Annotated in this window: 32 protein-coding genes and 1 pseudogene; 2 read left to right on the top strand and 31 right to left on the bottom strand. The window is 38.9% G+C overall.

Features of this window, described 5'->3' with window-relative positions:
• Positions 1-177 precede the first annotated feature (177 nt).
• Entirely contained in the window at positions 178-738 is a 561-nt protein-coding gene (locus KHM83_RS17615; RefSeq protein WP_213238363.1) for a hypothetical protein, read from the bottom strand.
• 179 nt (positions 739-917) lie between these two features.
• Positions 918-1,508, bottom strand: a complete 591-nt coding sequence (locus KHM83_RS17610) for a hypothetical protein (protein WP_246543185.1) — start codon at positions 1,506-1,508, stop codon at positions 918-920.
• A 276-nt stretch (positions 1,509-1,784) separates the two neighbouring features.
• On the opposite strand from KHM83_RS17610, the gene KHM83_RS17605 reads away from it, so the two are divergent.
• Positions 1,785-2,573, top strand: coding sequence for a nucleotidyltransferase domain-containing protein (locus tag KHM83_RS17605; protein WP_213238362.1), 789 nt, complete (start codon positions 1,785-1,787; stop codon positions 2,571-2,573).
• Positions 2,574-2,749: 176 nt separating this feature from the next.
• Here the strand turns inward: KHM83_RS17605 and KHM83_RS17600 are convergent, their stop codons facing one another.
• The gene (locus KHM83_RS17600) at positions 2,750-3,130 is read right to left on the bottom strand and encodes a MerR family transcriptional regulator (RefSeq protein WP_213238361.1); all 381 of its coding nucleotides are present in this window, start codon (positions 3,128-3,130) and stop codon (positions 2,750-2,752) included.
• A gap of 73 nt (positions 3,131-3,203) precedes the next feature.
• Between KHM83_RS17600 and KHM83_RS17595 the strand changes: the two genes are divergently transcribed.
• On the top strand, positions 3,204-3,590 hold the full coding sequence (locus KHM83_RS17595; RefSeq protein WP_213238360.1) for a carboxymuconolactone decarboxylase family protein: 387 nt from the start codon (positions 3,204-3,206) through the stop codon (positions 3,588-3,590).
• Here KHM83_RS17595 and KHM83_RS17590 read toward each other — a convergent pair.
• The 28 genes and pseudogenes from KHM83_RS17590 to KHM83_RS17455 all read right to left on the bottom strand — a co-directional run bounded on the left by KHM83_RS17590 (position 3,572) and on the right by KHM83_RS17455 (position 25,373).
• Positions 3,572-4,240 (bottom strand): DJ-1/PfpI family protein, encoded by a 669-nt coding sequence (locus tag KHM83_RS17590; protein WP_246543184.1) that lies wholly within the window; start codon positions 4,238-4,240, stop codon positions 3,572-3,574. The two genes, KHM83_RS17595 and KHM83_RS17590, sit on opposite strands and share 19 nt — an antisense overlap.
• A gap of 158 nt (positions 4,241-4,398) precedes the next feature.
• Positions 4,399-5,202 (bottom strand): lipid II flippase Amj family protein, encoded by an 804-nt coding sequence (locus KHM83_RS17585; protein ID WP_213238359.1) that lies wholly within the window; start codon positions 5,200-5,202, stop codon positions 4,399-4,401.
• A gap of 238 nt (positions 5,203-5,440) precedes the next feature.
• Positions 5,441-5,761 carry a GNAT family N-acetyltransferase gene (locus tag KHM83_RS17580; protein ID WP_213238358.1) on the bottom strand — a complete coding sequence of 107 codons (321 nt, stop codon included), beginning with the start codon at positions 5,759-5,761 and terminating at the stop codon, positions 5,441-5,443.
• Between the two features lie 279 nt (positions 5,762-6,040).
• Positions 6,041-6,493 carry a GNAT family N-acetyltransferase gene (locus KHM83_RS17575; RefSeq protein WP_213238357.1) on the bottom strand — a complete coding sequence of 151 codons (453 nt, stop codon included), beginning with the start codon at positions 6,491-6,493 and terminating at the stop codon, positions 6,041-6,043.
• Between the two features lie 106 nt (positions 6,494-6,599).
• A complete protein-coding gene (locus tag KHM83_RS17570; RefSeq protein WP_213238356.1) occupies positions 6,600-7,010 on the bottom strand; it encodes a GNAT family N-acetyltransferase in 411 nt (136 codons plus the stop codon).
• Between the two features lie 219 nt (positions 7,011-7,229).
• Positions 7,230-7,895 (bottom strand): HAD family hydrolase, encoded by a 666-nt coding sequence (locus tag KHM83_RS17565; protein WP_213238355.1) that lies wholly within the window; start codon positions 7,893-7,895, stop codon positions 7,230-7,232.
• Between the two features lie 7 nt (positions 7,896-7,902).
• Positions 7,903-8,358 carry an N-acetyltransferase gene (locus KHM83_RS17560; RefSeq protein ID WP_213238354.1) on the bottom strand — a complete coding sequence of 152 codons (456 nt, stop codon included), beginning with the start codon at positions 8,356-8,358 and terminating at the stop codon, positions 7,903-7,905.
• Between the two features lie 147 nt (positions 8,359-8,505).
• Positions 8,506-9,120 (bottom strand): transglutaminase-like domain-containing protein, encoded by a 615-nt coding sequence (locus tag KHM83_RS17555; RefSeq protein ID WP_246543183.1) that lies wholly within the window; start codon positions 9,118-9,120, stop codon positions 8,506-8,508.
• 179 nt (positions 9,121-9,299) lie between these two features.
• Complete coding sequence (locus tag KHM83_RS17550; protein ID WP_213238352.1) at positions 9,300-10,157, bottom strand: aminoglycoside 6-adenylyltransferase; 858 nt, start codon at positions 10,155-10,157, stop codon at positions 9,300-9,302.
• Between the two features lie 387 nt (positions 10,158-10,544).
• Positions 10,545-11,768, bottom strand: coding sequence for an MFS transporter (locus KHM83_RS17545; protein ID WP_213238351.1), 1,224 nt, complete (start codon positions 11,766-11,768; stop codon positions 10,545-10,547).
• Positions 11,769-11,817: 49 nt separating this feature from the next.
• A pseudogene (locus KHM83_RS17540) lies at positions 11,818-11,898 on the bottom strand (GrpB family protein); the annotation flags it as partial.
• A 137-nt stretch (positions 11,899-12,035) separates the two neighbouring features.
• Entirely contained in the window at positions 12,036-12,773 is a 738-nt protein-coding gene (locus KHM83_RS17535; RefSeq protein WP_213238350.1) for a hypothetical protein, read from the bottom strand.
• A 157-nt stretch (positions 12,774-12,930) separates the two neighbouring features.
• Positions 12,931-13,521: a hypothetical protein gene (locus KHM83_RS17530; protein WP_213238349.1), complete on the bottom strand. Its 591-nt coding sequence runs from the start codon at positions 13,519-13,521 to the stop codon at positions 12,931-12,933.
• 69 nt (positions 13,522-13,590) lie between these two features.
• Positions 13,591-14,199: a DJ-1/PfpI family protein gene (locus KHM83_RS17525; protein ID WP_213238348.1), complete on the bottom strand. Its 609-nt coding sequence runs from the start codon at positions 14,197-14,199 to the stop codon at positions 13,591-13,593.
• A gap of 14 nt (positions 14,200-14,213) precedes the next feature.
• Positions 14,214-14,630, bottom strand: coding sequence for a VOC family protein (locus tag KHM83_RS17520; protein ID WP_213238347.1), 417 nt, complete (start codon positions 14,628-14,630; stop codon positions 14,214-14,216).
• A 75-nt stretch (positions 14,631-14,705) separates the two neighbouring features.
• Positions 14,706-15,782, bottom strand: coding sequence for an ArsR/SmtB family transcription factor (locus tag KHM83_RS17515; RefSeq protein ID WP_213238346.1), 1,077 nt, complete (start codon positions 15,780-15,782; stop codon positions 14,706-14,708).
• Between the two features lie 504 nt (positions 15,783-16,286).
• A complete protein-coding gene (locus KHM83_RS17510) occupies positions 16,287-16,781 on the bottom strand; it encodes a GNAT family N-acetyltransferase (protein WP_343213173.1) in 495 nt (164 codons plus the stop codon).
• Between the two features lie 163 nt (positions 16,782-16,944).
• Positions 16,945-17,502 (bottom strand): GNAT family N-acetyltransferase, encoded by a 558-nt coding sequence (locus tag KHM83_RS17505; protein WP_213238345.1) that lies wholly within the window; start codon positions 17,500-17,502, stop codon positions 16,945-16,947.
• Positions 17,503-17,754: 252 nt separating this feature from the next.
• Positions 17,755-18,099 carry a hypothetical protein gene (locus KHM83_RS17500; RefSeq protein WP_213238344.1) on the bottom strand — a complete coding sequence of 115 codons (345 nt, stop codon included), beginning with the start codon at positions 18,097-18,099 and terminating at the stop codon, positions 17,755-17,757.
• 207 nt (positions 18,100-18,306) lie between these two features.
• On the bottom strand, positions 18,307-18,783 hold the full coding sequence (locus tag KHM83_RS17495; RefSeq protein ID WP_213238343.1) for a tetratricopeptide repeat protein: 477 nt from the start codon (positions 18,781-18,783) through the stop codon (positions 18,307-18,309).
• A gap of 392 nt (positions 18,784-19,175) precedes the next feature.
• On the bottom strand, positions 19,176-19,703 hold the full coding sequence (locus KHM83_RS17490) for a hypothetical protein (RefSeq protein ID WP_213238342.1): 528 nt from the start codon (positions 19,701-19,703) through the stop codon (positions 19,176-19,178).
• Positions 19,704-19,929: 226 nt separating this feature from the next.
• The gene (locus KHM83_RS17485) at positions 19,930-20,514 is read right to left on the bottom strand and encodes a hypothetical protein (protein WP_213238341.1); all 585 of its coding nucleotides are present in this window, start codon (positions 20,512-20,514) and stop codon (positions 19,930-19,932) included.
• 84 nt (positions 20,515-20,598) lie between these two features.
• The gene (locus KHM83_RS17480; protein ID WP_213238340.1) at positions 20,599-20,952 is read right to left on the bottom strand and encodes a MazG nucleotide pyrophosphohydrolase domain-containing protein; all 354 of its coding nucleotides are present in this window, start codon (positions 20,950-20,952) and stop codon (positions 20,599-20,601) included.
• A 59-nt stretch (positions 20,953-21,011) separates the two neighbouring features.
• Positions 21,012-21,467, bottom strand: a complete 456-nt coding sequence (locus tag KHM83_RS17475) for a hypothetical protein (protein WP_213238339.1) — start codon at positions 21,465-21,467, stop codon at positions 21,012-21,014.
• Between the two features lie 210 nt (positions 21,468-21,677).
• Complete coding sequence (locus KHM83_RS17470; protein ID WP_213238338.1) at positions 21,678-22,100, bottom strand: VOC family protein; 423 nt, start codon at positions 22,098-22,100, stop codon at positions 21,678-21,680.
• 249 nt (positions 22,101-22,349) lie between these two features.
• On the bottom strand, positions 22,350-23,540 hold the full coding sequence (locus tag KHM83_RS17465; protein WP_213238337.1) for a hypothetical protein: 1,191 nt from the start codon (positions 23,538-23,540) through the stop codon (positions 22,350-22,352).
• Positions 23,541-23,812: 272 nt separating this feature from the next.
• Positions 23,813-24,322, bottom strand: a complete 510-nt coding sequence (locus KHM83_RS17460) for a GNAT family N-acetyltransferase (RefSeq protein WP_213238336.1) — start codon at positions 24,320-24,322, stop codon at positions 23,813-23,815.
• Between the two features lie 220 nt (positions 24,323-24,542).
• Complete coding sequence (locus tag KHM83_RS17455) at positions 24,543-25,373, bottom strand: hypothetical protein (RefSeq protein WP_213238335.1); 831 nt, start codon at positions 25,371-25,373, stop codon at positions 24,543-24,545.
• Positions 25,374-26,038: the final 665 nt, after the last annotated feature.

Genomic DNA, 26,038 nt, shown 5'->3' with positions numbered 1-26,038 from the left:
TAGCACGTCCTTTCCTCCTTAAAGTTTGGTCACTTCAAGGGTATAAGATTGAGATTGTACTGGCAATTATTTTTTTGTATTTTTGTCTGCCATTCATTGTATTTTTAGATTACCATAAACAGCCTCCTGTTTATCACTGTTTATGTATCATCTTTATGCAACAAAGAAAACTGTCAACTAATCAATCAGCTGAGTGAAATATTTGCAATAACGCGGCGAAATTCCCTGTTGCAATAAACGCGCCATCATTTGGTCAAAATCCTCATCCGGCAGTGCACCGTAAATCGCTTCATAGTCCTTGCACCATTTGATACTCGTACCCCAACGGTAGGTTCCCCAATTTTGATTAAGGCGTTTTCCCTCTTTTAAAACGGTAATGCAAAGACAAGCTTCAAGTTTTTTAACTAATTTATCGGTTGCCTTCTTATCTTTTTGTAGACACAAGCGAATATTTTCCGAAGAAACAGGCTGGTTTTTCGCAACGAACGTGTACACGGGTTCTGTTTCGCTGTCAAACACCATTGGTTGTTGTTTTTTTGAAATTGCGGCATACAGTGCCGGCGACAATAAGGTCGTTTTCTTTTCCACGAGATTTGTCAAGAAGACTTGACGTCTTTCGATCATTTCCATAAAGCCTGCCCAAGTCTCGCCTGTTGCACAGACGCTTGGAAGTTGTTGATGCTGATTAAGCATGATAAAGCCGTATTCATCCAGTGCTTTTGCAATCAATGGATTCATATTTTTGTCACTTCTTTCTCTGTCATTTTAAATTTTTAGTAGGAATACCGAATGCCGCTTTGCATGCGGCATCGTTTACATTTGATTTAATGAAGTCATCTGCTGATGGTCTTCTTAAGTTTTTCAATAACCGATCGCTCCTTGGCATACGGCGATGTCTTCAAATACTCACATCTGCGCTAAAAGAACCAGGCAGTAGGCAGCATAAAGAGATAAGGTGCCGTAAAAACAGCCAATGCTAATGATAATTTGTGTTTCTGGCGCTCCTCAATCGGCAGTTTCTTCAATCCGAACTTAAGATTGAAAAAGTAAATACAACAGCTCGTTATCATTATACAAACGACAACCCATAAAAATGAATAAATATTTTCAAGTGGATTATAGGCGACGGCATTTTGTAGATTTTCATACCACCATCGTCCCCTAGGTGTCTGATAATCAAAATCTATGATATTGACTAAAAACATACAAAAAGTGCCGATAAAATCGGCGGCAAAGCCAAGCAGCCAGACGCGAAGAATCACTTTTTTCGCATGTAATTTAATATCGTCAATGCCTAAGTATTTCATGGTCAATACGACAACGGTCAAGTCAATGAGAAAATTAGCCGGCAAGACAATCAGCCACATAATCGGTATGAGCCACAACAGCCAAATTGGAAAAATCATGTTGTAGAGTTTGATCTGATGCCCTTTTTTTTCGCCAGTTGATTTCGGCACAATAGTAGATGCGTCACTGTTCTGTATTGATTCTGTCCATTCTTCTATCATCAATGCTCTCCTTGAATTGTCTCCTAAACGGTTGCACTTTATCAATCATTTACAGTACTGCTATTTATGTTTAATCCCACGGTTAACATTATATCATATTGAACCGTTTCTTAAAGATGACAGTTTAGGACAATATCGAGTTGTTTTTATAGCATCTCTTTTTTCGTTATACCGTTCGTATCATTTGAATGACCTTTGCAATTGTGCTATTCTTATCATATTACCAGCTCATTTACTGTAATTGACTTATGCCATATGATGGAAAGGAGATTATCTATGATCCCCGTTAAGCATGCTACTTTTTTAAATAAAATATCCAATATTCTTAAAACAGACGACCGTATTGTCGGCCTCGCTGTCGGCGGCTCCTATATTACACAGGACATGGATGCTTACTCTGATATTGATCTTGTCGTCGCTGTAGACCCGCTTCTTTACGATCAAGTCATGGCATCACGAATGACAATCGTTGGACGATGCGGCAGACTCCTATCAGCCTTCACCGGCGAGCACGTTGGCGAACCTCGCTTAATCATCGCCCTCTATCAGGAAGATAATGCCCTTTTTCATGTTGATTACAAGTTTGTATCTGCGGATCAATTGGGTAAACGCATTGAAAATCCGGTTGTTATTTGGGCACGTAATCATTGTTTTACAGATGCGCTTAATGAGGCTGTCTGCGATTTCCCAATGCCCTCTTATCAATGGATTGAAGATCGTTTTTGGATATGGGTACATTATGCAGCGCTTAAAATCGGACGTGGTGAGTTCTTTGAAACCATTGAATTTATTTCTTTCTTAAGACAAACCGTCATTGGCCCTCTTCTTCAGATAGAAAATGGTTATTTGCCGAAAGGCGTTCGAAAAATTGAATTCAATATGCCAGAAATAATCCCTGAACTAAAAAAAACCATTGCTTCACATGATGCAGCTGCTTGTGTAAAGGCAATGGAATCCATTATTGATCTCTATCTTATGCTCCGAGATTCACTCTTCGGGCCTGAAATCAATCGAAAAACAGATGCCGAAAAGGCTGTCTGTCAATATTTGCAAACCATACACTGAATTGGCATTTTCGAATTGCAACAATCCCTTTATCGGATTATAGGCAACTTCAATACCCGTGCGCTCAGCATTGTTATAATGGCAGGCTAGCTTTTATTATGATACCTAACCAAAACCGGCTTGTTTTAAGAAATTTTAGCACAAGCATTTTCATTATTAAAAGGAAAATGCCGCATTCATTCCGACTGCGAGCATTCTTTTTTTATTAAATCAGTTTTATAGTGTGCAATCTTTGTTTCCAAATAAGAAAGACACGCATCAATGGTCATTTTTTCCTGTGTTAATCGCGTTCGCTGTTCTTCGAGCAAGTCAATGCGCTTTGCAATTGTCTCATCTCCCTGCTTTCTCAGTTCAGCATATTTTTTTATTTCTTTCAGTGGCATATGCGTCTGCTTCAATCGAAAAATAAATTCGAGCCAAGCGACATCTGCACCACTATAAAGTCGTCGATTGTTCGTATCCCTTTCCGGACAGATCAAACCGATTTTTTCATAGTAGCGCAATGTATCAATACTAATCTGCATTTTCTTTTCAATTTCGCCTATTCGATAGTACAAATAATCACTTCCCTCTTGACATGGACTACACTCCAGCTATTATGCTTAACCTCATAAAGGAGGTTATTGCTTTATGGATAAACAAACACGATATGAAAAAGGTCTGCTAAAGCTCAGCGAGGTAGACGGCAGTGGCGGTCACGCCGTCGTTCGGTCACTCGAAAATATTGCACCTGATTTAGGTAAATATATTATTGAATTTGCCTTTGGCGATATTTACACGCGCGAAACGCTTTCGCTCAAGCAGCGAGAAATGATAACACTCACCGCTCTGTTGACACAGGGGGGCTGCGAAAATCAGCTTCGCGTCCACATTGCCGGTGCACTAAACGTCGGCCTCAGTCAAACGGATATTGTTGAAACGTTTATACAGTGTATTCCGTATGTCGGCTTCCCCAAAGTCCTCAATGCCGTTTTTACAGCTAAAGAAGTCTTTCAAAATCATGCGGTCACATCGTAAGCCATTCGTTTGGCCGTTTTGGCTGCGGTTTCAGCCCCTGCATATCGCGCCACAATGTGAAGCGACAACTCAATACCCGCTGAGATACCGCCCGAAGTCAGGATTTTACCCTGATCGACGAACTTCACATCGCCAATAACCGTCAACTTTGGATAACGATTTTGAAGGGCTTCAAGATCCATCCAATGTGTGGTTACAGTCTGATCTTGAAGAATGCCTGCTTCAGCAAGCAAAAAAGCACCTGTACAGACGGAGGCCAGTGTATCAACACGGCCTTCGGCCGTTTTCAGGCAGTTTAGCAGTTTCTGATTATTAATTTCAATTGCTTCTGCACCATACCCGCCCGGCACGATGAGAATGTCCATTTCCGGTACATCGTCAAAAGTATAATCAGGGCAAACGCGCAGGCCATTACGTGCCGAAACTGGCGACGCATATTCGGCGAAAGTAAAAACGCGGAAGCACTTCATTTGCGTTTCAACATTTTCAGCAAGGCTAAACACTTCAAAAGGGCCTGCGAAATCAAGCACTTCCACTTCATTAAAAAGCAATATGCCTACGTTTAGCCGCCGCATTTCTTTTTGCTGACCTTCTGTTTCAATCTTCCCGGAAATCGGTAAAGAATGCTGTTGACTGTTTTTACTGCTCATTTGTCGTTCACTGCCTTTCTACATTTGAGTTAAGGTCTTTTTGTTGCCATCGCTTTACCAAGCAACTGCACAATGATTTCATCACACATCTGTTCCATCTTCAGCTTACTGGTCTATCGCTATTTGCACTGTACTTTTATGCATGCGTAATCCAGATGTTAAATCACATTAGATGCAATATAGGCAATGACATGTGCTGCCGGAAACAGCATGACTTGTGCAAGCATTGTTCCCATAACGCGACCAAATACCATAAACGTTACCGTCCTTCTAAATTCACCTTCGCTCTTCTCACCTTCCAGCACCTCATCCGTCATAATTGACAGTTGCGGGTCAATAAATACAAATAGCAAAATCGTTGATAACCCTGTAATGACAGAACTAAGCGTACTGGCAGTTGTACGATACGCCGGCGCCAATACGCCTGCATAAAGAGAGGCCAGCACGCCGACTGTGAGCATCGCCACCGCGAGCGTATTGAGAACTGTCATACGAACTGGAAAATCCGATACTGTTTTCAGCTGAGTGAGATTATTTCTAGAAGGTACCTTAAGATTCATGCTGAATTGTTTGACGCCGGCTCTTGAAAAGCTGTGCAGCAGCAGCCGCGGTACCGACTTATAAACATTGAATTTTTCAACGGCGATTGCATAAAGCCTTTGAAATGTCGGTATAAACAATGCCGCAAGGATCGTGCCTACCGTCGCCGCCAATAAGATATACCTAAAATTCAGCATCAAATTTCCGGCAAATCCGCCGTTGATGCTGTTTTCAACCGTTTTGGCCAGCAAGGGCGCCTGAACGGTGTTGGCAATTCTCGATACGAGTACGACAATATTAAACAGCGCAAATGAAATGGCAATTCGCCCCGTTCTAATCCCCACAATTCTAACGGCATATGCCAATGTGTTGATAAAGTGAATAACCACAGTGAGTATAAAGACGACTATAATCTGTGACATACATGCCTCCCAATATTCATTGTCTGTCCGTTTCTTTTACAGATAAAAAATCAAAATCCCATCAAAAATCTGATTAATGCCGCTGATGTTTCATCTGCCAATTGCTTTAGTCGTTCAAATGCTAATTCAACAGCCGTAGATGGACACCATGATGTTATAATCTTGTATGTTGTTGCTTTTCGTCTTTTCAGAATATCGCTTTTGCCAATCGGCAGTGCACTGACAACTCTAAACTATGCTAAAGTATTTTTTCAAAACAAATAGCAAGTGTATTACCGACGTACTTTCCATAATTGGGAATGCATTGATATCCCTGTTCTCTGTAAAGCCGTACCGCATTTTCATTGATACGCCGCGTCTCCAACCATATCTTTGCGTACCCCATTTGTTTCGCCTCTCTTTCAAGGTGCGAGAGTATCAGCGCGCCTATGCCACAGCCTTTTTCTTTCGCATACATTCGCTTAATTTCAGCGGTTGAGTCATTCATTGGCCTAAATGCGCAGCAGCCAACCGCTTCATTTTGCACTGTCACTGCCAAGTGTATTTCTTTTTCTTTCAATAGTGGTCACACTTCTCTTTCCTCGAATCATAAATGAACCGCTTAGAACAGCTCATCCAATAATATATAGTATTTGATCTTGTTACTGTTTTATATGTAGGCGCCATATGATTTGCATCCTTTGTGTTATCATAACGTGACAATGATTCTTGGATCTCTTTTCAATAGGTTATTTCCCCAAATTAAAATTGAAGACTTCCTTTATTTGTATTTTCACACACCCCGGCGTCACCAATTTGGACTTAAATAAATCTACAGTCTCGCTGTATGTGTTTTTTCTTAAGTGCTCTTTTGATAGATTCTCGATGATTCCCCCCAAGGATGGTAGCCGTTTCCAATCCATTTGAATCCATCTTTTTCGTAAAATCCAATATGATCGGTACACAGATAAACCTGCTCAAATCCAAAGCGCGCTGCATCTGAGCGCGCCTTTTCCAATAATTGAAAACCCAAGCGATGCCCTCTATAGCTTTTTTCAATATACAGTGCACAAATCCACGGGTACAAATCCATTCTACTGATAAAATCATTTGTAATAAGGCCCGCACACCCTACAGGTTCTTGACCATCTATCATCAGATACCATTGTGGTAAGTCATTTGACGCGTTCATACAGCTGCTGATACAGTCCTGATAGATGTTCATTGTGTTTTCATTAGCCCATTTTTCTTGAAAGTAAGCTATTGCAATCGCTTCGTACGTTGGTTCTTCTCTTACAGATATGATATGCATCTTTTTCGACCTCTTTTGCTATAATCTTAGCTGTTTCGTAAAACAAAGCGCGCCGTATTGATCCGTCAATTACGCCGCGCAAATATAAGTTGCCCAACAATATTCTCTATTTTGACTTTTGCATATATTTGGCACCGTCACTGACAAAACCATAGGCTTCATAGAGTTTATGCGCATCGTTTGTTGCAAGCTTTCCTGAAAGCTTTCGGAAGCGTTCATCATTGACAATCAATTCAACAAGCTGTTTCCCAAGGCCTTTTCCCCTGTGTCTTTCGTCAATCACAACATCACAAAGCCAGTACATTGTGGCAAAGTCACTTATAATTCTCGCAAAACCGACTTGGTTTCCCGCATCGTCAAAGATACCAAAACATGTTGAATTTACGATGCTTTGGTGTATCGTTTCATCTGGTCTGTTCGCTGCCCAGTAGGACTGATGCAAGAGATTTGCAATCGTCTTTTCATCCATCTTGGTTTTATCATCTGTGATGGTATACTGATTAAAAAATTGTTCCATTATTTTCCTTTCTACACCTTTGAATATCCAAAACTAACGGCTATATTACGATAATTATTTTATGTGATTATACATGATTTTGCTATGGAAAGCTACGGTATATTAGCCTTAAATGATCCTTTCTGACAGTAGGGCGGTTTTGCCTTCTTGTTTAGAATATACATATTTAGAACATATCTATTGCAGCGATGAGGTTAAAATCTTTACAATGCAATTACCTCAACTATCCAAATTACTTATAAACGCTTCAAAATCATCTAGCGTCATGCCCTGTTTCCTTTGCAAGTGATAAGATAAAATGCCCAAAGCCATTGCTGCTTCTACATTTTGAATGCGATCATCAATGAAGACGCATTCACTGGGCGCTTTGCCAATTTTATTGAGTGCAATATGATAAAGCCTGGAATCAGGTTTCTCACAATGCTCATAAGCCGAAATAATGACTTCATCGAAATACTGTCGAAGATCAAGGTAATCAAATGCCCAGTCCAGTGTAGCCGTCGCATTGGACAGCACGACAAGCGTATATTGACGTTTTAGGCTTTCCAATACTTCAATGGTTTCATCATAGAGCTGATACTGAAATGTATCAAACGTAAGGTATTTAAGTTTATCTGCCAGTGTCACGTCATTTGCATTGACTGCATCAGCAATCGCCCGCGACCGTGCTTCAAGCCAATTGCGCTCGTCTTCCCAACTGCTAATCGCATCATGTGATTCAAAATAGCGCGTATCAAATGTATTGCCCCTGCGCATTGCCACTTCAACCAGTTCCTGATGATAACCCATTGATTTCAGTACCCGCCTGATCACATCATTTCTAAATTCGCGAATATAAAACAGGACACCCCCTGCGTCGAAAATGATGGTATTGATTTTTGTCACGCTCACATCACTCCTTTTCGCCGGCAGACGCCCCTCTAGTGCTCATTAAATACTCAGGCACTTGAGAATCGCTGTTTAGCTGCTCTGAAATCACTGAAAATCCCATTTTTTGATAAAATGATACGGCATTTTCATTTTGAATGTAAACGGCAAGCGACAAGTTATCGTATTTATTCAGGACATAAGACAGTAGTTGCATGCCAATACCTTGTCCCTGATAAGCCGGATCAACAAATAACGCGCCGATAAATGCCCGTTCGATGATACTAATAAAGCCTTTCGTTTCACTGCCATCACAATAGAGAAAGGTCTCACTGTTAGGAATATATTCATTTTTGACAATCTCATAATTTCCCCGCCAGTATGTGGCCGGTATAAAAGGATGTGCTTTTATTGTGGCATCATACCAGATGTGCATAATGGCTTCGATTTCGTCAGACGTCATCGTCAATGACTTTATCATCGTTTCCTCCTTTCGGACAGCAGCACTTTAATGCGCACCATCCAATTTCAACAGTATTCCAGCTTTGATTTTCCATGATATCATCAATATAGTCTCGATGAATCAGCCGCATTATTTGCTGTATTATTTGCTGCATTATTCGCTGTATTATTCAACTGCCAGTTTCTTTGGCAAATCAGCAAGCAGCGCTTCAACGCTGTGATGTGATTGCAGCTTTGCAATAACTTTGGCATCGGGTTCATGAAAGATCACCGGAATATCAGCTTCACCCACCACTGTGCGAACTGGAAAAGCCAGTATTTCGCTTTCAGTACTGAATTGCGCATTGACATTTGCATTATTACCCCTTGCATCCAATCGAATCCATCTATCCAAATCTTTTAAATAAACAGCATTTAGGCCATGCAAAATAAGATAGGGTGCCGTCTCATCGTCCAATAGCAGTCTTTGATAACAGAAACCCGTCGGAAAACCGTTATAGCGAAGTAATGCTGCCATCAAATGTGATTTTGCATAACAAAATCCCTCTCTGTATGTTAAAACCTCCGATGCTGTGCAGGTTACATTTTTACCGCCAACATCAATTGAATGTGCGATTTCATCTCGTACGAATTCGAAAGTACCTTTGGCAAGTGCGATGCCCTGACCATATCGACTTTTAAGTTTTTCTGCCATTTCTTTTACATTCTGGTCGTGATAATCAATAATATCGCTGTCGATTAAATAAGCGGCTAAATCATTTGTATCTCTTTTTAAAATCATCTCCATACGCTCACTTTCATTGCATTCTGTACCCTATCATCATCGTATCTTTTCATCATTGTATCTTTTCACCAGAGTATGATTAATTGCATCATCGTATTAGATCATCATCATATCATTTTATCATTGTATCATTGATTGCATCATCGCTCTTTTTTGATCACATCACGAACTGACATTCAACGCGTTTTAGTGGATTTAGGCGTTCGCTGAATTTGTCTGCAAAATGCAGTTACTTGCTGATCTATTTTTTCAGGATAAGGGTAACCCAGCTTCGTACCAACTTCTTTTGAAAGCATTCGAAAGAAGTCGATTAGTCTATAAAATGCATCCCAGTTTTCCTGGAGATCTGCACCGGCAAAGGTCGCTTCATATGCCTGCCAAATCTCCTTCGGCAGCAATACGGAATAATATTTGCCGAGAGCACCCGTTTCCACCTGCCACTTATGTGCAAGACCAATATACCAATCCACCATTTGATGGACATATTCATACCGTAAAATGTAATCCATCATGTATTTGGCAAAAGGCAGTTGTTCACGCCACAGGTATTTGGGCACATAATAAGCATTCCACCAGAACTCACTGGTTACTTTCAGATACATCGCTTCTGTAGGCTTGCGAATGTTATAGGCCGTATAAGTAGGTGCTGCAATTTGCGCGGACAATCCATCTTTATCCAGCAGTACTTTACAGCCATTATCATAATGCGCTGATGCAATTTCAAGATTGGCTGTGACCTGAAAGTCAATCCGGGTACCATCTTCAAACAATACGAGCCGTGTAACCCACGCTTTATCAAACGTTGATGCCGGATTTAGCGGCCATCTCACCATCACATCTCCGAGCGCTTCAAACCATTTGTCATTTTTAAGAAATGGTACAAGCGAATGCACATATAATTCGACGTCATAGTCGGATAGAAAATCCGTTTGTGCTTTCGCATCTGCCATTGTACTCGTCAATACGACCATTCTGATATTATCTATTCGTTCCGCCCAGTCTATAAAACGTGTAAAAATCTTATTTTCAGTCACGATACCCTTCCTTTTGGGCTTTTTAATGCTTCATTATGATCTGAAGCACTTGTCTTTTTCCTTGTCTTTTTCCTTGTCTTTTTCCTTGTCTCCGACTCATTGCATCCATATTGTCTTTTGTGTTCAGCGAGCTTCGCTCGAACGCATCTTTTTATCGTTTAAATTGATCTTTTTGTATGAAGTTATTGCATGAAGTTATTGCATGAATCAATTATAGCATTTAAATTTCAATCCTTTCACCATAAGGTGCGTAGCTTTAAATAAGATGGCAATTCAGCATATTGCAGCAAAAACGCAATTAAAAGCTATTATAAAGTTTTCTTTCGTCTATAAAACGACATTTCTATAGATCTTTGATGTTATCTTTATTAGTCGCCGCTGATGTTCTCAATTATTATGCTGTTTATCAATTTTACTGAGGCCATACATAACAACCGTCGCAACAGCCGTTACACCTGATGTAATAATCCATGCAGACTGATAAGTGACTGCTGTTAAAAAAGCACCCATGATCACGGGCCCCATCGCATAACCTGCACCGCTAATAATGAAAATAAGAGAATTTGCTCGTCCCAATAACTTTTTAGGCGTTGAAGCCGCAATGTAATGATTCATATTAATGGCAATCATGATTTCACCAATCGTCATCACGATAATGGATGCTATAAACAACGGCATGCTCTGGCTCATTGCAAACATCAAGAATGAAACAATGTAGAAGACACCGCCGAGAAACATGCTTTTTAACGATGCAAGCTTTTGTGTTACAGAAGTCAGAATAGGTGAAAGCGCGACAACGGTAATGGCATTAATGCTCAAAAGCAAGCTGAAAAATTTTGGCCCACTATCACTAAAGAGCATTACCGTCTGCAGTGGCAACAGGAAGTTCCATTGAATATAACTAAAATTAAAGAACAACAGCGCGACACTGACAAAAATAAGCATTGGATTATTTTTTAAAAACTGCAGCATTGAAGGCATTTCCAAAGCTGCTTCGCCTTCCCCTTCATCATTTGCCACAGCTTGCGCATCCTGTTGGTCATCAAAGAGGAATAGCACAAGCCCTGTCGAAATCAATGTGGTAATCGCATCAATGACGAACAGTAGGCTTAAGTATTCATTGAACAATAAGCCACCAATAAGCGGCCCAATCGCCAAACCTAGGTTTAAGCCCAAATACATCAACGAATACGCGTTTTTCACCTTGTCTTTTGATGTGACAATCGGGATCAATGCATTGGGCGCCGGTGACGCCATTGCGTATAAGTCAGAAGTAAAAATCATAAGAACGGCAAGCCATATACCCGGCTTCAGCGCTGCACACACCAGATAAAAAAACGCACCGATCGTATGCAGGACGACAATTGTCTTTTTCGCACCAAACCGATCGACCAGACTACCGCCGGCCATCACAAAAGGCGCTTGCGTCAGCAGTGCAATCGTTGAAACCAACCCCACTTGCGCATCGGGCAATCCAATCTTTACCGTAAGAATCAGTACCATTAACGGCGCAATAAAACCGCCGATTTTGTTTATGACAATGGATATGAAGAGAATATAAACACTTTTGGGAAGCCCTTGATAGACTTGTATATGCTTTTTAAAATTCATAAAAGAGACCTCACTTTTTTGTTGCCTCATTCAGCAATATTGCAAATATAAGGTAATCTCGAAAATAGAACTCATCCCAATCGCCGTTGTATCGAACGTGCAAGTGATATACTTTTTCTGAAAGTTCTTTGACACAGTCTATACACATTTCGGCCGGTTGTAATTGTTCATTCTTTTTATCAGACCCCATTCTTTACCTGCCTTTGCCATCAAATCGTCCATGCAACGGTTTACAATTCAATTGGAACCCCTGCCTTTTCACAATCATTATGTCGTTAAGAAATACCGAACAAGAACGATGCCGATGACAAAAACAATACCAATCAAGACATATGGCATCCCCAATTCGGCAGTCCCGACACCGGGTGTCCTGCCTTCCTCCGGCTGTGGCGCCTCTTTCCACAGTGCATTGAAGTCCAGTTCATTGCCATTTTCACCATAATAATGAACAAAGTGATTGCCAATGTAATCTTCTGGGTGATCCAGTTCAATGATGTGCAGAAAAGGTCCTGTTTCAGCTTCACCCCTGTAAATGGGTTCGGCACTTGTATCATCAGCAGGATAAATGGCGTAGGCTGCAACATCCTGCAAATCATTAATCCCATAAAGCAATAAGTGATTTTTATCTCTGCTGTAGCCATAGGTATAAAGTGGCCAGTCGCGTAAATTCGCATCTAAAAATCGTGATTTCCCGAATAAACCTTTTTCTAAATTGGCAATGCCGTAATGCCCACTATAGCCTTTCCGCTCGTAGAAGACAACAATGCGACGCCCTATCTTTTGCTGCTCTCTGATTGCCACCTCAACGTTCTCAGTGAAAAAATAATCATTAATCGCCGCTTCGAGTGCCGTCTGATCGGTTGTATCAACCGGAAATGCCATGCGATACAAACCATACATGCACAAACAAGCCATAACAGCTGACAGCATGGCACCAATGATTTGACGTCTTTTAAATTTAGTGCGCTTATGATAAATCGTCTTTGTGTTCTGTTTGTCATCCATTTTATTCACCTCAAATACAAGCCCATGCCAATGGTGTACTTACCTCTAATCAGTGCATGCCACTATTGGCAGTTCTAAAGTTCGTCATCAACAATCAACTGTCATCAGTGAACATCAATTATCCTTTGCAGCAATTTTTGAAATGTTGCTTTTTTCTTCACTCTTCCTGAAAAATATAGTTCGTCAGTACATCATCCTTTTCAATAGGAATGACAAATGAAGTAAACACAATCCCTTCTACAGTTTCGGGTTTTGTGACAAGGACGTTGTTTAAATAGTCACCTGCCTTCGTATCAATATTCACTACAGAAGATGCCAATAGTTCATATCGGATAACTTCTCCCTCTGCCAGATCGCTTGTATTTATATCAATCCGATCATCAAATAACGACAAGACGGACACATTTGTCTTTTGAGGCAACTTTGTCTGCGGAATTGCTTCGGTGAAGATCGTCAGCGTGTCATTATTTTCACGGTATATAACCATCTTTCTTTCATCCATTTCATGATCTTCAATCTCTAAGTTCAGTACAGATAAGTGTGATTCTTTATCAAAAGACACTTCGAAATCTGCTATGTAAATTTCATCATGACCATTCGTGATACTTCTCGCAATATCATAGAAAGAAAAGTCTTCCGCCAAGGTATTGGCAAAGTATTCTTTTGTAACGTCTAAATCCGTCGTGTCACTCTGACAGCCTGTTAAACTGAGCACCGTCAATAACAGTAATAGTTTTAATAATCGCATCTGTCTTCCTTTCTTCGTTTACTCGCTTCTTCATTTCTACGCAATTTTGCACTTTCGCAATCGACCTGATCACCCTTCATACAAATCTGCAAATGGGTCTTCTGAACTGTCTTCATGCCAAATGTATTCGATTCGTTTGCTAATTTCTCTAGCCTTTTCCGGGCTGACGATATCGTTAATAAACCCCAGACTCATATCCATCCCCGCCGTGATGCCCGATGAGGTATAGTACTTATCGTCTTTCACCCATCTTGCGCGTTTTACCCAGTCAACCGCAGAGCGTTGCGACTTTACCCATTCAAAGGCACGTTTATTGGTCGTCGCTCTTTTACCATCCAGCACACCTGCTTTAGCCAGGAGTGCCGCACCTGTACAAACACTCAACACATAGTCTGCCTCCTCAGCAAGCCTTTTTATATCGTTTATGTCATCAGCACGCTGAACCAGCTGTCTGGTACCTTCACCGCCCGGCAGCAAAAGTATATTGGTATGCTGAGGCTGCGAAGCATAAATTTCCGTTAATATTTGCGTGTCTTGCGCGCTTTTTATAACCCCTCCATGCCGCGAATAATAATGCAATGTAAATATTTCCGGTGCTTTGCCAAATATTTCAGCGGGTCCAAAAGCATCGAGCAATTCAAATTGGTCAAATAACAATAGATTGATATGGTACATCATAAACGCTTTGCCTCCTATTCATTCGTCCACTTACGATGGCAAATGACAATTCTATAACCATCCGGATCGAGGAAGGTTTTTCCCCACTTATCCCAGTAGGGATTTTTTGAAGGTACACTCTCTGTACCACTCTCTAAAAGCCGTTCAACACATTGGGTGTATTTTTCATAATCTCCCAAATAGAAAACCAGCAGATCATCGTCATCAGGCTTATGCTGAGGTGCTTCTTTGCTTTGAGTATACTCGAGATGCCACGTTTGGCCTCTCTCACCAATAAAAACACCTTGATAGTCCTCTTCCTCAAAGGTTCCCATTTGTTTCAATCCCAGTATGTCAACATAGAATCGTTCTATCGCTCCTAGATTTGCTGTATGCCTTGCTACTCTAAAATGATTCATCATAATCCAAACAGCCATTCCTTTCTTTTTCATATATGATGACGACATCAATTAGATTTTCACAAAACTGTTGCCGATCATTCAATATTTATCTAATTTGTTTTTCAATTACTTCTCACTAAGCAAACTGACTTCAACCAACTGGAGCATCTGTCTCAGCTTTTCTTTATCAAGGTGATAATATGTTTTATTGCTGTCCTTTTCAAGGAAAATTAGTCCCAGCTCCAGCATAGCATTGATGTGGTATGAGACAGTGGGAGGGGTAATGCCGAGCGCTTCAGCTAACTCATGTCCATACCATGTTTTTTGAGCCAAAAGCTGTATCATTTCAAATCGTTTTTCATCCGCTAAAAGTTTTAGCAGTTTTTTCACTTTAATTTTCTGAAAACTGCTTTGTGAATACTGATCTGCATACATGCCGATACTGATATATTCAATATTGTTTTGCGGCATGATGAGAAACTTCCACCTTCCAATTTGGACAAAGTAACTAATATTCACAATAAAATCTTTGACTTCTCTAACGGCCTGTTCTCTTAGAAACTCTTTGTAAAAAGATACTCGATCTCCTTGAAACAACTTTTCAAATTTTTCTTTCTCCGTTATCAGAATCGCCATTATTTCAGCTTCTATTGGCGCATAACATTTTTCATAGAACTGCCGTAATAATAAGGTCAATCTAAACTTGATCTCTTCCGGGCTTTCGATTATGTCCAATAGCTTCTCACATGCAATTTCTGATGTCGTTCCAGAACGCGTGACATTTGAAAAAACGCTTTCATATTGATCACGATTATTGATAAGTTTCAAAATTGTCTCTGCCTGTACAGGATCGTCAAAATAAAATCGTTCCAAAATATAGACAAGCAATGTCTTTACATTCAACTTTTCCAAGTATTGAATATAGTCATTAACTTGTTCTAGTTGCGGATTTTCAATAATTAGCCTTCCCAAGACATCAATTATTTCAGGCATCTTGAAAAAATAGTCTATTTCTTTTGCCAAGAAACGAGAAACCTTACCAGCCATCAATTGCACCTTAGCCTTAACGGCTTCATCCTGTTCGTAATGATACTCTTGAAATAACTGATTGTATTTATTTTCATTTGCCAAAAAATCCAGTCCACAAATAAATTCCACAACAGGGTGTGCAATAAATGTCACTTTCGTGTTATGCATTCCCATAACAACGCCTCCTTTCTCATTTGATATTCGCCATTTGATAGATCATATAATGGTCATTAACAATCATATCACTGTTGTCATTAGGGTTTACGAATGTCTATTAATTTCCAATATGGGCTATTCTATTATGATGACAAGAGCCTACTATTCGATAATCATGTTGCGAGTCGATTAGTTTCATAATCATCTAATGTCATTGTAAGCCAATCGGTTTACTTTTGTCAATGCCTATCTGTAATTTTGCCATATTCATTTTAAGCCACCACATTACAGCGTTCACTTCATTTCCGTTCTATAAATGGCATAACTTCATTAATTATTGTTAATATAAACACATCTATTCATTCGAAAATCATCTAATATCACAAATCATATCCTTTACCATAAGATACCCTTATTATGCACTACTCTCTTTTCTTCTTTAAAGGAACGGCATCCTAGCCTTTATTTGATTCTTAACATCGCAATACCATTTACCTTGACACAGATGCTCTTCTCAAAACATTACAAATTATTATCGTTAAGTGATTTGTTCCGATAAACTAAGTCTTCACGTACGTCAAAACCATGTGATTGCCAAAAGGCATTCCCAAGGTGATTATCTTTATAGGCCACTAGTGCCACTTTATGAATTCCCTCAGTTTTAAGCGCTGCCAAAACGTGCGAAAGCAACTGTGTCGCAATCCCCTTGTTTCGATATGTATGATCAACGGCGGCATGATAAATATAGCCGCGTCTGCCATCATGGCCACTCATCATAACGCCGACGATATGCTGATCGTCAGTGTAAATAAAATTAGTCCGAGGGTTGCGATTAAGAAACTTTTCGATGCCTTCTTTCGAATCATCCAAAGAGCGGAGTCCCATCCCCTGTGTTCTCATCCATAAATCCAAAACAGCATCATAATCAGTAATTTTCATAACGTCAATCGGTGTCGCCACTTCAGCTTTCATCATATTTTTTTCAGTTTTTTCTGTATCTTTTCCCGTTTTTATCATCACCTTACCACTTTCATTACGTCCGCTTCTTTTTTGATTATGACATCTATTATGACATTCAATCTTTCATACATTTTAACTTTTCCAGTACCACGAACATGTTAACATTGACAAAGGCGCATCTAATTTTCATGCGCCTCTTATCAATCATATTTTTATTGGTCTATTGCTCATTTAAAAACAAAATCATATAGTACTCATCTGCATAGGTGCCGTCCGCATACTTCATAGCATGTTTCTTGGTGCCAAATATTTCAAAACCAAATTTTTCATACATTGCTATCGCACTGCTGTTTTCAGTCACCACTTCTAATTCCAGCTGCTCGACACCTCTTGCTCGGCACCATTCAATACAGTTCTGCATCAGCTTGCTGCCAATCCCCATATGCCAATATGCTTTACAAATCGCAATGCCCATCGCCGCTTTATGACGATAACGGCGAGTGGTAGAAACCAGCCCAACCGCACAATTGCCGACGATCTCACCGTCTACATCGGCAATAAGAAATTGACGCTGATCAGTTTCCAAACTTCGCCGAATGAAGTCTTGTTCCTGTTCCACTGTCAGTTGAAACTCTCCCGCTTCTCTTGCTAAAAATTTGGTTTCGCCGTCAACACATTTCATTTGGTCAATCAGTCCCTGTGCATCTTCTAGCTGAGGCGCTCTCAAGGTAAGTGTTCTGCCATCTCTCAGCTCAAATGTTTTTCGAAATGTACTCATTCCCCATCCCTCTTCTTTCATCATTATTTTATTATGATCTATTTGTTTTTGGGACACTATGTTTTTCAGTGCTTCGTATTGATTGCCCCTATTTGACACATTGCTTTATGATGCTTTGCTTATGTTGATTCTAACTCGATTTCTCCTGTGCCGAACTTTAAATCCATTTTTTGCAGCAGCTGAGGACCCTTCACTAGGACACTTCACTAGGACATTTTTTACAGCCATTTATAACAATAAGTGATTTGGGGTTCATTTTCTATTATGAATGGCGTTCAATACATTATACATGACGATAATCGCCAAGTACATTAAAGCAATCCTTCCCATCCAAGGCAGCAGCCTAATAATGTCGTCAGGCAGATGATCTAAAATGGGCACTATACCGTAAAATAATTGCAACAGTGGAAAAATCAAATACGTAAGGTAAATGGGGATCCGAATATGTTTATCGCATTTCTCACCAAAATAGACCCCACCTGCAAAAACAACGCCTAACAGCAAATAAACGGCATAAGCCACTGAAATACTTACTTGAACATTTGAAGTTCTTGCAACATAGGATCCCGTCATCATTTCATTAATTTGTCCACTCAATACTAGAACAACCCAAATAACAATGTTAGATACTATAAATTTTAAATTGTTTTTCATCGTAACACACCCTTTATACGATGTTTCTCCTCAATCAATGTACTTCTCTATTTACGCGATTCCATTGGTACTTAGCCATTCAACTTATCGTACCAACAAGTTAATCCCGCATGCTCTCTATCTAAATACTTATACTTTTTTGCCATCCTACTACAAAGTGTCATTAAGGTGCTCCGAATAAAAATGGATTGCCTTTTTAAACTGACCGATTGATTTATCGGAAGAGGTCTCTGCCAGCAGTTTAAGCAGTGTTCCTACTGATTGCTCATATTCCCCAAGGTTATAAAGCGTCATTGCCAAGAAAACCTTTAATGCATTATTATCATAAGTTTTAACTCCTTGCTGCAATAATGCTTTTGATTTTTCATAAGCGCCAATCGCCCGATAAGTACTCCCTAAACCAATAATTGCCTCAATTTGATCGGCTTCCGGCAGCCCCACTGCAATTGCTTTCTCATAATAAGGGACAGCTTCCTTTTCTAGTCCTTTTACATCGCAGCACCACGCAAGCTGATAATTGATTGCAGCATTTTCGGGTTCTTCCGCAATCAATGCTTTTAACATAACAATCGCTTCATCTGTTTTGCCATTTTTTCGCAAATGAATGGCATTTTCCAATGTTTTCATGTTATTGCCACACCCTCTCTCTATCATATCATCCAATTGTATACTTTAATATAATTATTTAAATATAACTTTCGGTTGTTTATTGTTAATATCCTTTGTTTTTTTATATCCTTTATTTAATTAGAAATCAAAAATGTATCATCAGAAAGGCTGGTTATTCGAAATAAACTGATACTTTGACCACCTCACGGCATTGTTTCCATTTTCTTGTACGTCTATTCTAACCTTATTTGGTCAATTATGCCATCATTTTGAGTAAAAGGCAACACACATCACATAGGCAGCATTATCCTTTTCATTTTATTTTCATAGAAAGCCACGCCGAATGTGGCTTTAATCAGAACATTTACGCCGTAAAGAGCAGAAGCGCCCAATTGTTTATGCGGAGCAACTCAATCATTTTTAAAGGCATCAATACCCAATCTCAGTTTGTCGATTTTCCATTTTCGATCGACCTTTAATAAGTTGACATATCCTGTTTCTGTTACGGTTTCATGTTCATTCTCTGCCGACTGCAATTCAAGTGTCACTGCATAATTATAGACGACATGATCGGGTTCAGATAAACTTGCTTCCAACTGTATATTGGAAACGGCAACTGTAAACGGCTTTTCTGCGGCAGCTTCTATTTTAGCCACGATGTAGCGATTCATCAAAATAATTTGAAACCCGTCTGCTGTCAAAAGCGGATCGTAAACATGATGCATGACTTCAATCTGTTTGATCATTCGCTCTGAAGCATCATATGTCTCATATTGTGCTTTAACCGCTTCTTTTTCATCCATGTTAATGGTATAGAATTCTTTTAAAAAGGCTTCTGATACTTTTTTTGAATCAGAACGCGTGATGTGCGCGATAACACCAGTGATCACGAGTAGCAGCACAACAATATAGATAAATATTTTAACATTAAGTTTCATGATTTCCTCCAGAACAACAAGGTGTATTTCACTCTGTCACCAAATATTTTATGGCTTCTCTGTTTAATATGCTGCATCCTAATCGTCTTCGGCGCATCAGCCCAAACGCCTGGCTTGCAGCAAGCTAACATGGCTTGTTCAAAATCACCTTTTAGATCGGAAAATACAAAATAACTGCCTCTCTCTCGCATTTTTGCATAGGGTATTGCCTTACATAGCAATGTTCCTATACATCATAACCAAAATTGACGATCTGCCAACCCTTATCACTTTTATCGAATGTCATAACAACATATAGATTCGACAATACCGTCCCCTTATAATACTCTGAAATCGTAATGGTATAAGAATCATTTTCTGCATTATACCAATAGCTGTTTAAAACCCTTGATTCGAAATCTTCACTCCTTGATTTTGAATAGAGAATTTCTGCATATGATTCTGATGCAACTTTCGCGATCAATTGATCGTCTTCATCGATAATGGTATATTTTGAATCCAGCAATGCTGCTAATGTCTCTGAATCTCCTTCAATTCTAGCAGCTCCAAACCGGTCCGCAAGTGTAATCAAAACTGGGAATACTGTATCATTTTGCCTTTGCACTGTCTGATACTGGTCAAAGTCAGACGCTAAACTTCTCTTCTCAGAAATCAAACTTGCAATTTCATTTTGCAGCAAATTGTTTTCTTCTTCTAACTGGTGAATGTTTAAGTGAAGTTGTGTATTCGTCGCTTCACTTTTAGTGTATAGAATCAAGCTCAATAAAGCGACTGCCGTCATCACAAAAATTGGTATTTTTTGCTTAATCATCTGTGTGCCTTCTTTCAGATAATGATTTTAGAAAATCATCCTACAATGATGCAATGCCCTATTAAACACTAATGCAACGTCCTGCTAACTGCCTTCGTGATCCTTTTTAAAGTCTCTCGCCATATTTTGGTGGAATTTTTCTCTGTAAATCGCTGAATATTCTTCATAGTTGATTCCATATCGGTTGAGAACATCTGCGTAATACATCATCATATCACACATTTCTTCTATGAAGCGGGCACGCACTTCAGGATTTTCCATGATTGCATCATCGCCCTTTTTCTTGATAATTGCGATTGCTTCTCCCATTTCTTCAATCATATATAGCATAAATGTTTTGCCGTGTTCCGGACTCATCGGCCACCAAGTCTCTTTATGCTTTTTCCAAAGCTTTTGGGACATTTCAAGGGCTTCTTTGATATCAATACTGTTTGCCATACTGCCTCCATTTCTGTTTAAGCACGAATTATAAATTATTAGGTTCGTCATGATGTTGATTAAACAACATCGCGCTGTTTTACAGATTTATAAATAAGCACACTGCCAACGAGCAAGTATAGAACCTGTATGCCTAGATTAAGCATTATATAATGATCAAAATATTGATTTGAATAGACTGATGTCAATGCATAGATTAATTGAAAACCGTTGTAACACAGCATCAAAATACCGGAAATGCGCATTATCAGTCTGTCAACTCCTGAAAAATCTATTTTTAGCACCGGCAATTCAATACCTTTCAAGATGATTTGCGGTTTTACCAGCATCAAAGCCCCCAATACGGAAATCGATACAAATAGAAGATTCGTTACAAGTGTCAATAAGTGCACTTCATTGTAATAAAAAGCTTTGAAGATCTGGCTCATGACAGAAATTGAAGTACTTAAATACTGTTCTAATAGATAGAGCCCAATCATGCGTATTACCAGCTTAGCCGTTTTTTCAATATTCATTTTATGTCCCCTCTTATATTTTCTCTTATGCTCTCTTTTATGTTCTCTTTTATGTTCTCTCTAACGTAAATTGTAATGAATACTGGTTACAGCTCACCAACTTCACTCATGGGCGATAGTCATTATGGCTAATCCACTTTATACTGTCTTCGCAGTTTGTGAATGTATTTTACAGGTGCCATTTTATTAATCCGTATGATAGGCCTGATATCATTTAAATCTTTGGGCGATGTGATGATCCGCTTTTAGCTGCAATAAATCCCAGAGGTTTCCGTATAAGTCTTTAAAGACAGCAACGGTTCCATAATCTGCTTCTTTAGGCTCACGAACAAATTCAATGCCATTCTTAATCATCCGGTTATAATCGCGCCAAAAGTCGTCCGTATTCAAAAATAGAAATACCCTGCCGCCTGACTGTTTGCCAATAAAGGCTTCTTGTTCAGCATTGGATGCCCTCGCCAGCAAGACAGTCGTGCCGGCAGAACCCGGCGGTGCAATAACAACCCATCTTTTATCTTGCTCAGGCTGATACGTATCTTCAAGTAATTCAAAATTTAATTTTTCAGTATAGAATGCAATCGCTTCATCATAGTCTTTCACAACTAATGCGATATGTACAATTGATTGAATCATTGTGCCTCCTGTCACTTGATTGGTTGTCAAGTGTTATAAATCGTTCATGATTATCAGTGTTGTTTTGATCTTTAATTTTTACGCTATATCATGCTCTAACATCTAATAACCTAGCAAACCCCACTTTTTTAGCCCTTTTCAAGGGAACTTCAAAAACAGTGTCTGTAACATATGATCTTTATCTAGAATTTTTTGATGATGCATTGAACAAAAGAAACTTTCCTCAAAGAAATTTTATTTAGGGCATTTTCATCTAAAATAGTCAAATAAAAACTGCGCTTCCGGGCCATCATGTTCAAAGAATATGTCGGAACACATTACCTCATCCGGATATAATTCGTATACCAAGACTATTGGCTCGTCAATTCTTATATAAGCACTGGCAAATTTGGTTTGAAGCTTACCCATTATGATCAATTCCAGTGTATGATCGCCGTCATAGTCTTCAAAAATCGCATGTTCTCTGCTTAACAGTATGCTGTGCTTCACATCTTCCTCATAGACTGCTTTCATTGACGCATCCATGTCAAGGTCAAGTGCCGCTTTAAACGCTTTGCTCTCCTGAATTTCTCGTTCACTCATTCTGAGCTGATAGGTTCTATTGGTTGGCGGAAAGTGAAGCTCAATGATCCCATTGTCCAAATCGATTGTCTCAATGTCACAAGTAACATCATACTTCAATTGTTGAATTGTGCCATTCACATATTTGTAAAACGCAATGTTTGTAAAGGGACCGTGCACACTGGCACCGTCATAGCTATACAACAGTATGTCAAGGGATTCGATGTACTCCAAATGCGCTATCTCTGTCGGCAAACCACTGTAATATTCATTACCTGATCCTAAAGAAAACTTACCAATATTCGCATTTATCACCACCTCGGTATTATTAACGCTCAATCTGAGATCATTATCATAATATAATAAAATGTCATCTTGAATACCATCATGATCAATATCCGCATTTATTTCAGTAAGCACTGTTTTTTCAAAATCATCGTATACAAATTCATTTTGATCAATTTTGATTATATATCGATCCCACAATTCAGCAATTCCCTCTAAATCATACGAAACAGCTGCATTTTTAAACCAAAAGTTTTGATTTTCAATATTAACATAAATCTCCTCATAGCCATCAAAGTGTAAAATCAATTGGTATTCATCCATCTTTTCAATCGATTCGCGAGTCGAATTTCTTAACAGCATTTCTAGGATACGATCGGCAAAATACGCCGAAGTCTGTACATACGCGCCGTCCAAATAGCTTATCTCAAGTAGACGCTCTTGGGCTTCATTCAGATTATCAATACCTGTTATTAAATGCTGAACCGTCACTTCTGATGTTATGTCTTTGTCCGTTGCATTATGGTCAATGGCATTTGCGTTTTGACACCCTACGATTAGAAAGAGTATGGCAAACGGTAGTATTCTTTTCATTATATCCCCTTTATAAATGTTCATTAACGTTTTTGAGTATTTCAGACAGTGTCTCTATTACTCTCTTTGTCGTTCTTTTTGTATTGCTTCAATTGACAGCTAAATAAGCCTAGCGCATGAGTGCTTCTCGGATTTCGGCTGTCATTCTGTATCACATACGTTTTCATTAATATCTTTTTATCCCCAACAACCGAAAACATCATTTTGTATGCCCACTAAAAGTCTTGAAACACCGGATGAAAGGCTGACAACTTTTGTGTGGCTACAAAATGTTATCTGTTAAACAGATATTGATACTTTTTAACCATCCCCTGCTCTGACCATTCAATTTCACCCACGAGTGTCATTCCTAATTTAGACAGTACTTTGTCGGACGCGACATTATCATCATTTACCGCTGCTACGATTTCATCTAACGTAAGCGCTTCCTCTGCAAATTCAATGACCGCTTTTGCCGCCTCGTATGCATAACCGTTTCCCCAGTACGCTTTTGCGTAGCCATATAATAATTCTATCCCGCCTAATATATCACAATACTGAAAACCACAATAGCCTAAATAAAAGCCGCTTTCCTTTAAAATCACTGCGTACTCTTTGGGCTCATCATCAAAATTTTCGCATCTTTTTATATGCCGTTCGTAAGCTTGGTCTCTACTCAACTTCGTTATCCCGCCTGTGAATTGCGTCACTGCGTCATCATTTCTCATTTTCCATATTGCATCAAAATCTTCAAGAATTGGATCTCTAATAATTAACCGTTCCGTCTCAATGTATACTTTCATACTCTTCTCCATCGTTTATTCTAAATTTGTTTTGATGCTGCCGAAATACAACCTCCTCAAGTTAATATCGTCGACCCGCCTTATCGTTATGCACTGTTTTTCGAATGCATTATTCATTCTGCTCTGCCGATCATTGACATCTATTTATAAATAAAAAAACTGCATCATTAATACCTCAATCCGTTTACGACAATATCTACTATTTTCATCATACGAAAATTTACGCTTCACCATCAATGCTACAATCAACTTGTATAGACTCTGTATTGCCTAACCAGTGTATTGTTATATTAAATTGCTCATCCATGGGAAAACTAATTGTTTCACGTCTATTTGAATAAACATTAATTAGATTTGATTGATTAATTGTTATCTCATGGATACTTCCTTTAATATTTTTATAATCATATTCAATATCAATAAGATCTTTATCTGTTAAATCATCATTTTTATATTTAATTACGAATGAATCGCTTGCTCTCGTTTCATGTAATACATCTCCACCGAGAGAATATTCATGATCATAATATTTCAATTCATAAATGGCTTCCCAATTCTCACTCTCACTGGTGCACAATTTTGTCTTGCCATCATTTAGTTTTTCAAATATTATATCTGTAATATCAGTATACAATAAGTTAATTGTACTAAATTCTATTGTGTGTGGATCCGGCATCACAATGCATATAATTGCATTTTTAGCCGAAATGTATTGTTCATTACCAGTAGATGCCCACTGATCATACATATCATGTATTGGCTTATAAGCCGTCATTTTGTCTGATATTGAATCGTATATGTATAATTTGAGTTTAAGACTTGAACCTTCTATACTGTATAGCATCGCTTCATCTTCGATATACGGCGATTGGTCATCCATGGATTCAAATTTGAGTTTAATCTCTTCATCCAAAAAGATTTCCACTATGTTTTTACGCGTAAGAAGTTTCCCATCGTTATCCTCTTGATAATTTAAATATATAATGATAGCAAATACACTGATCGCAATGATCATGATTGAAATTTTCCACTTTCTATCTATTTTTCCCATTTTACCACCTATTCTCTCTCAATTTACTTTTTAGAAACTATACCATTACCTTTAATTGAGCATTTACTGCACTACGTTGAATTTTCGCATCTTGAAAATAGTCCCTGTTGTCGTGAACGGATTATGCTGTTGCCAGCAACGCATCCATGATTAGGGTTACTCCAAATGGAGGGAGTAGTCCAAAAGTTTAACAACTTAGACAGCCCATAATATAGCTTATCACTTTTTTATTTCAAGCGCTGGTCGCACTTTTAGCTAACGTTCCCGCGATTCACGATGTCTCACTCTTTTAATGCGAAGCAGAAAAAGTGGCGCATGGCTTGCCACGAAAGTCATGTGACATCAAGAGGAATGTTGGGAATCGGCGTGTTAGCTAATGTATTTTAAAGTTCATTAATATATACAATATCATTAACTATTTCACGATTTAGCGAGATAATATTAATTTTATTCATCTTCTTAAAATAATCCTTTGAATGAATATTTACTATACTAATTTCAAGTAAATATCTATCCTTCATTTCAATGACATCGTTACAAACTATGGTCTTCTGTCAAGAAAAAGGACAACTTAAACGTAGAATCTTTAAACAACTTTTATGATTACTAACTGACAAATTCAAGTTCATAATCGTAGGGTGATATCATACCGCAATGCGAATGTA

This window comes from Fusibacter paucivorans (assembly GCF_018390735.1).
GTDB classification, from domain to species: Bacteria; Bacillota; Clostridia; order Peptostreptococcales; family Acidaminobacteraceae; genus Fusibacter; species Fusibacter paucivorans.
The sequence above is the reverse complement of the archived record's forward strand: the minus strand, read 5'-3'. Positions and strand labels throughout refer to the sequence as shown.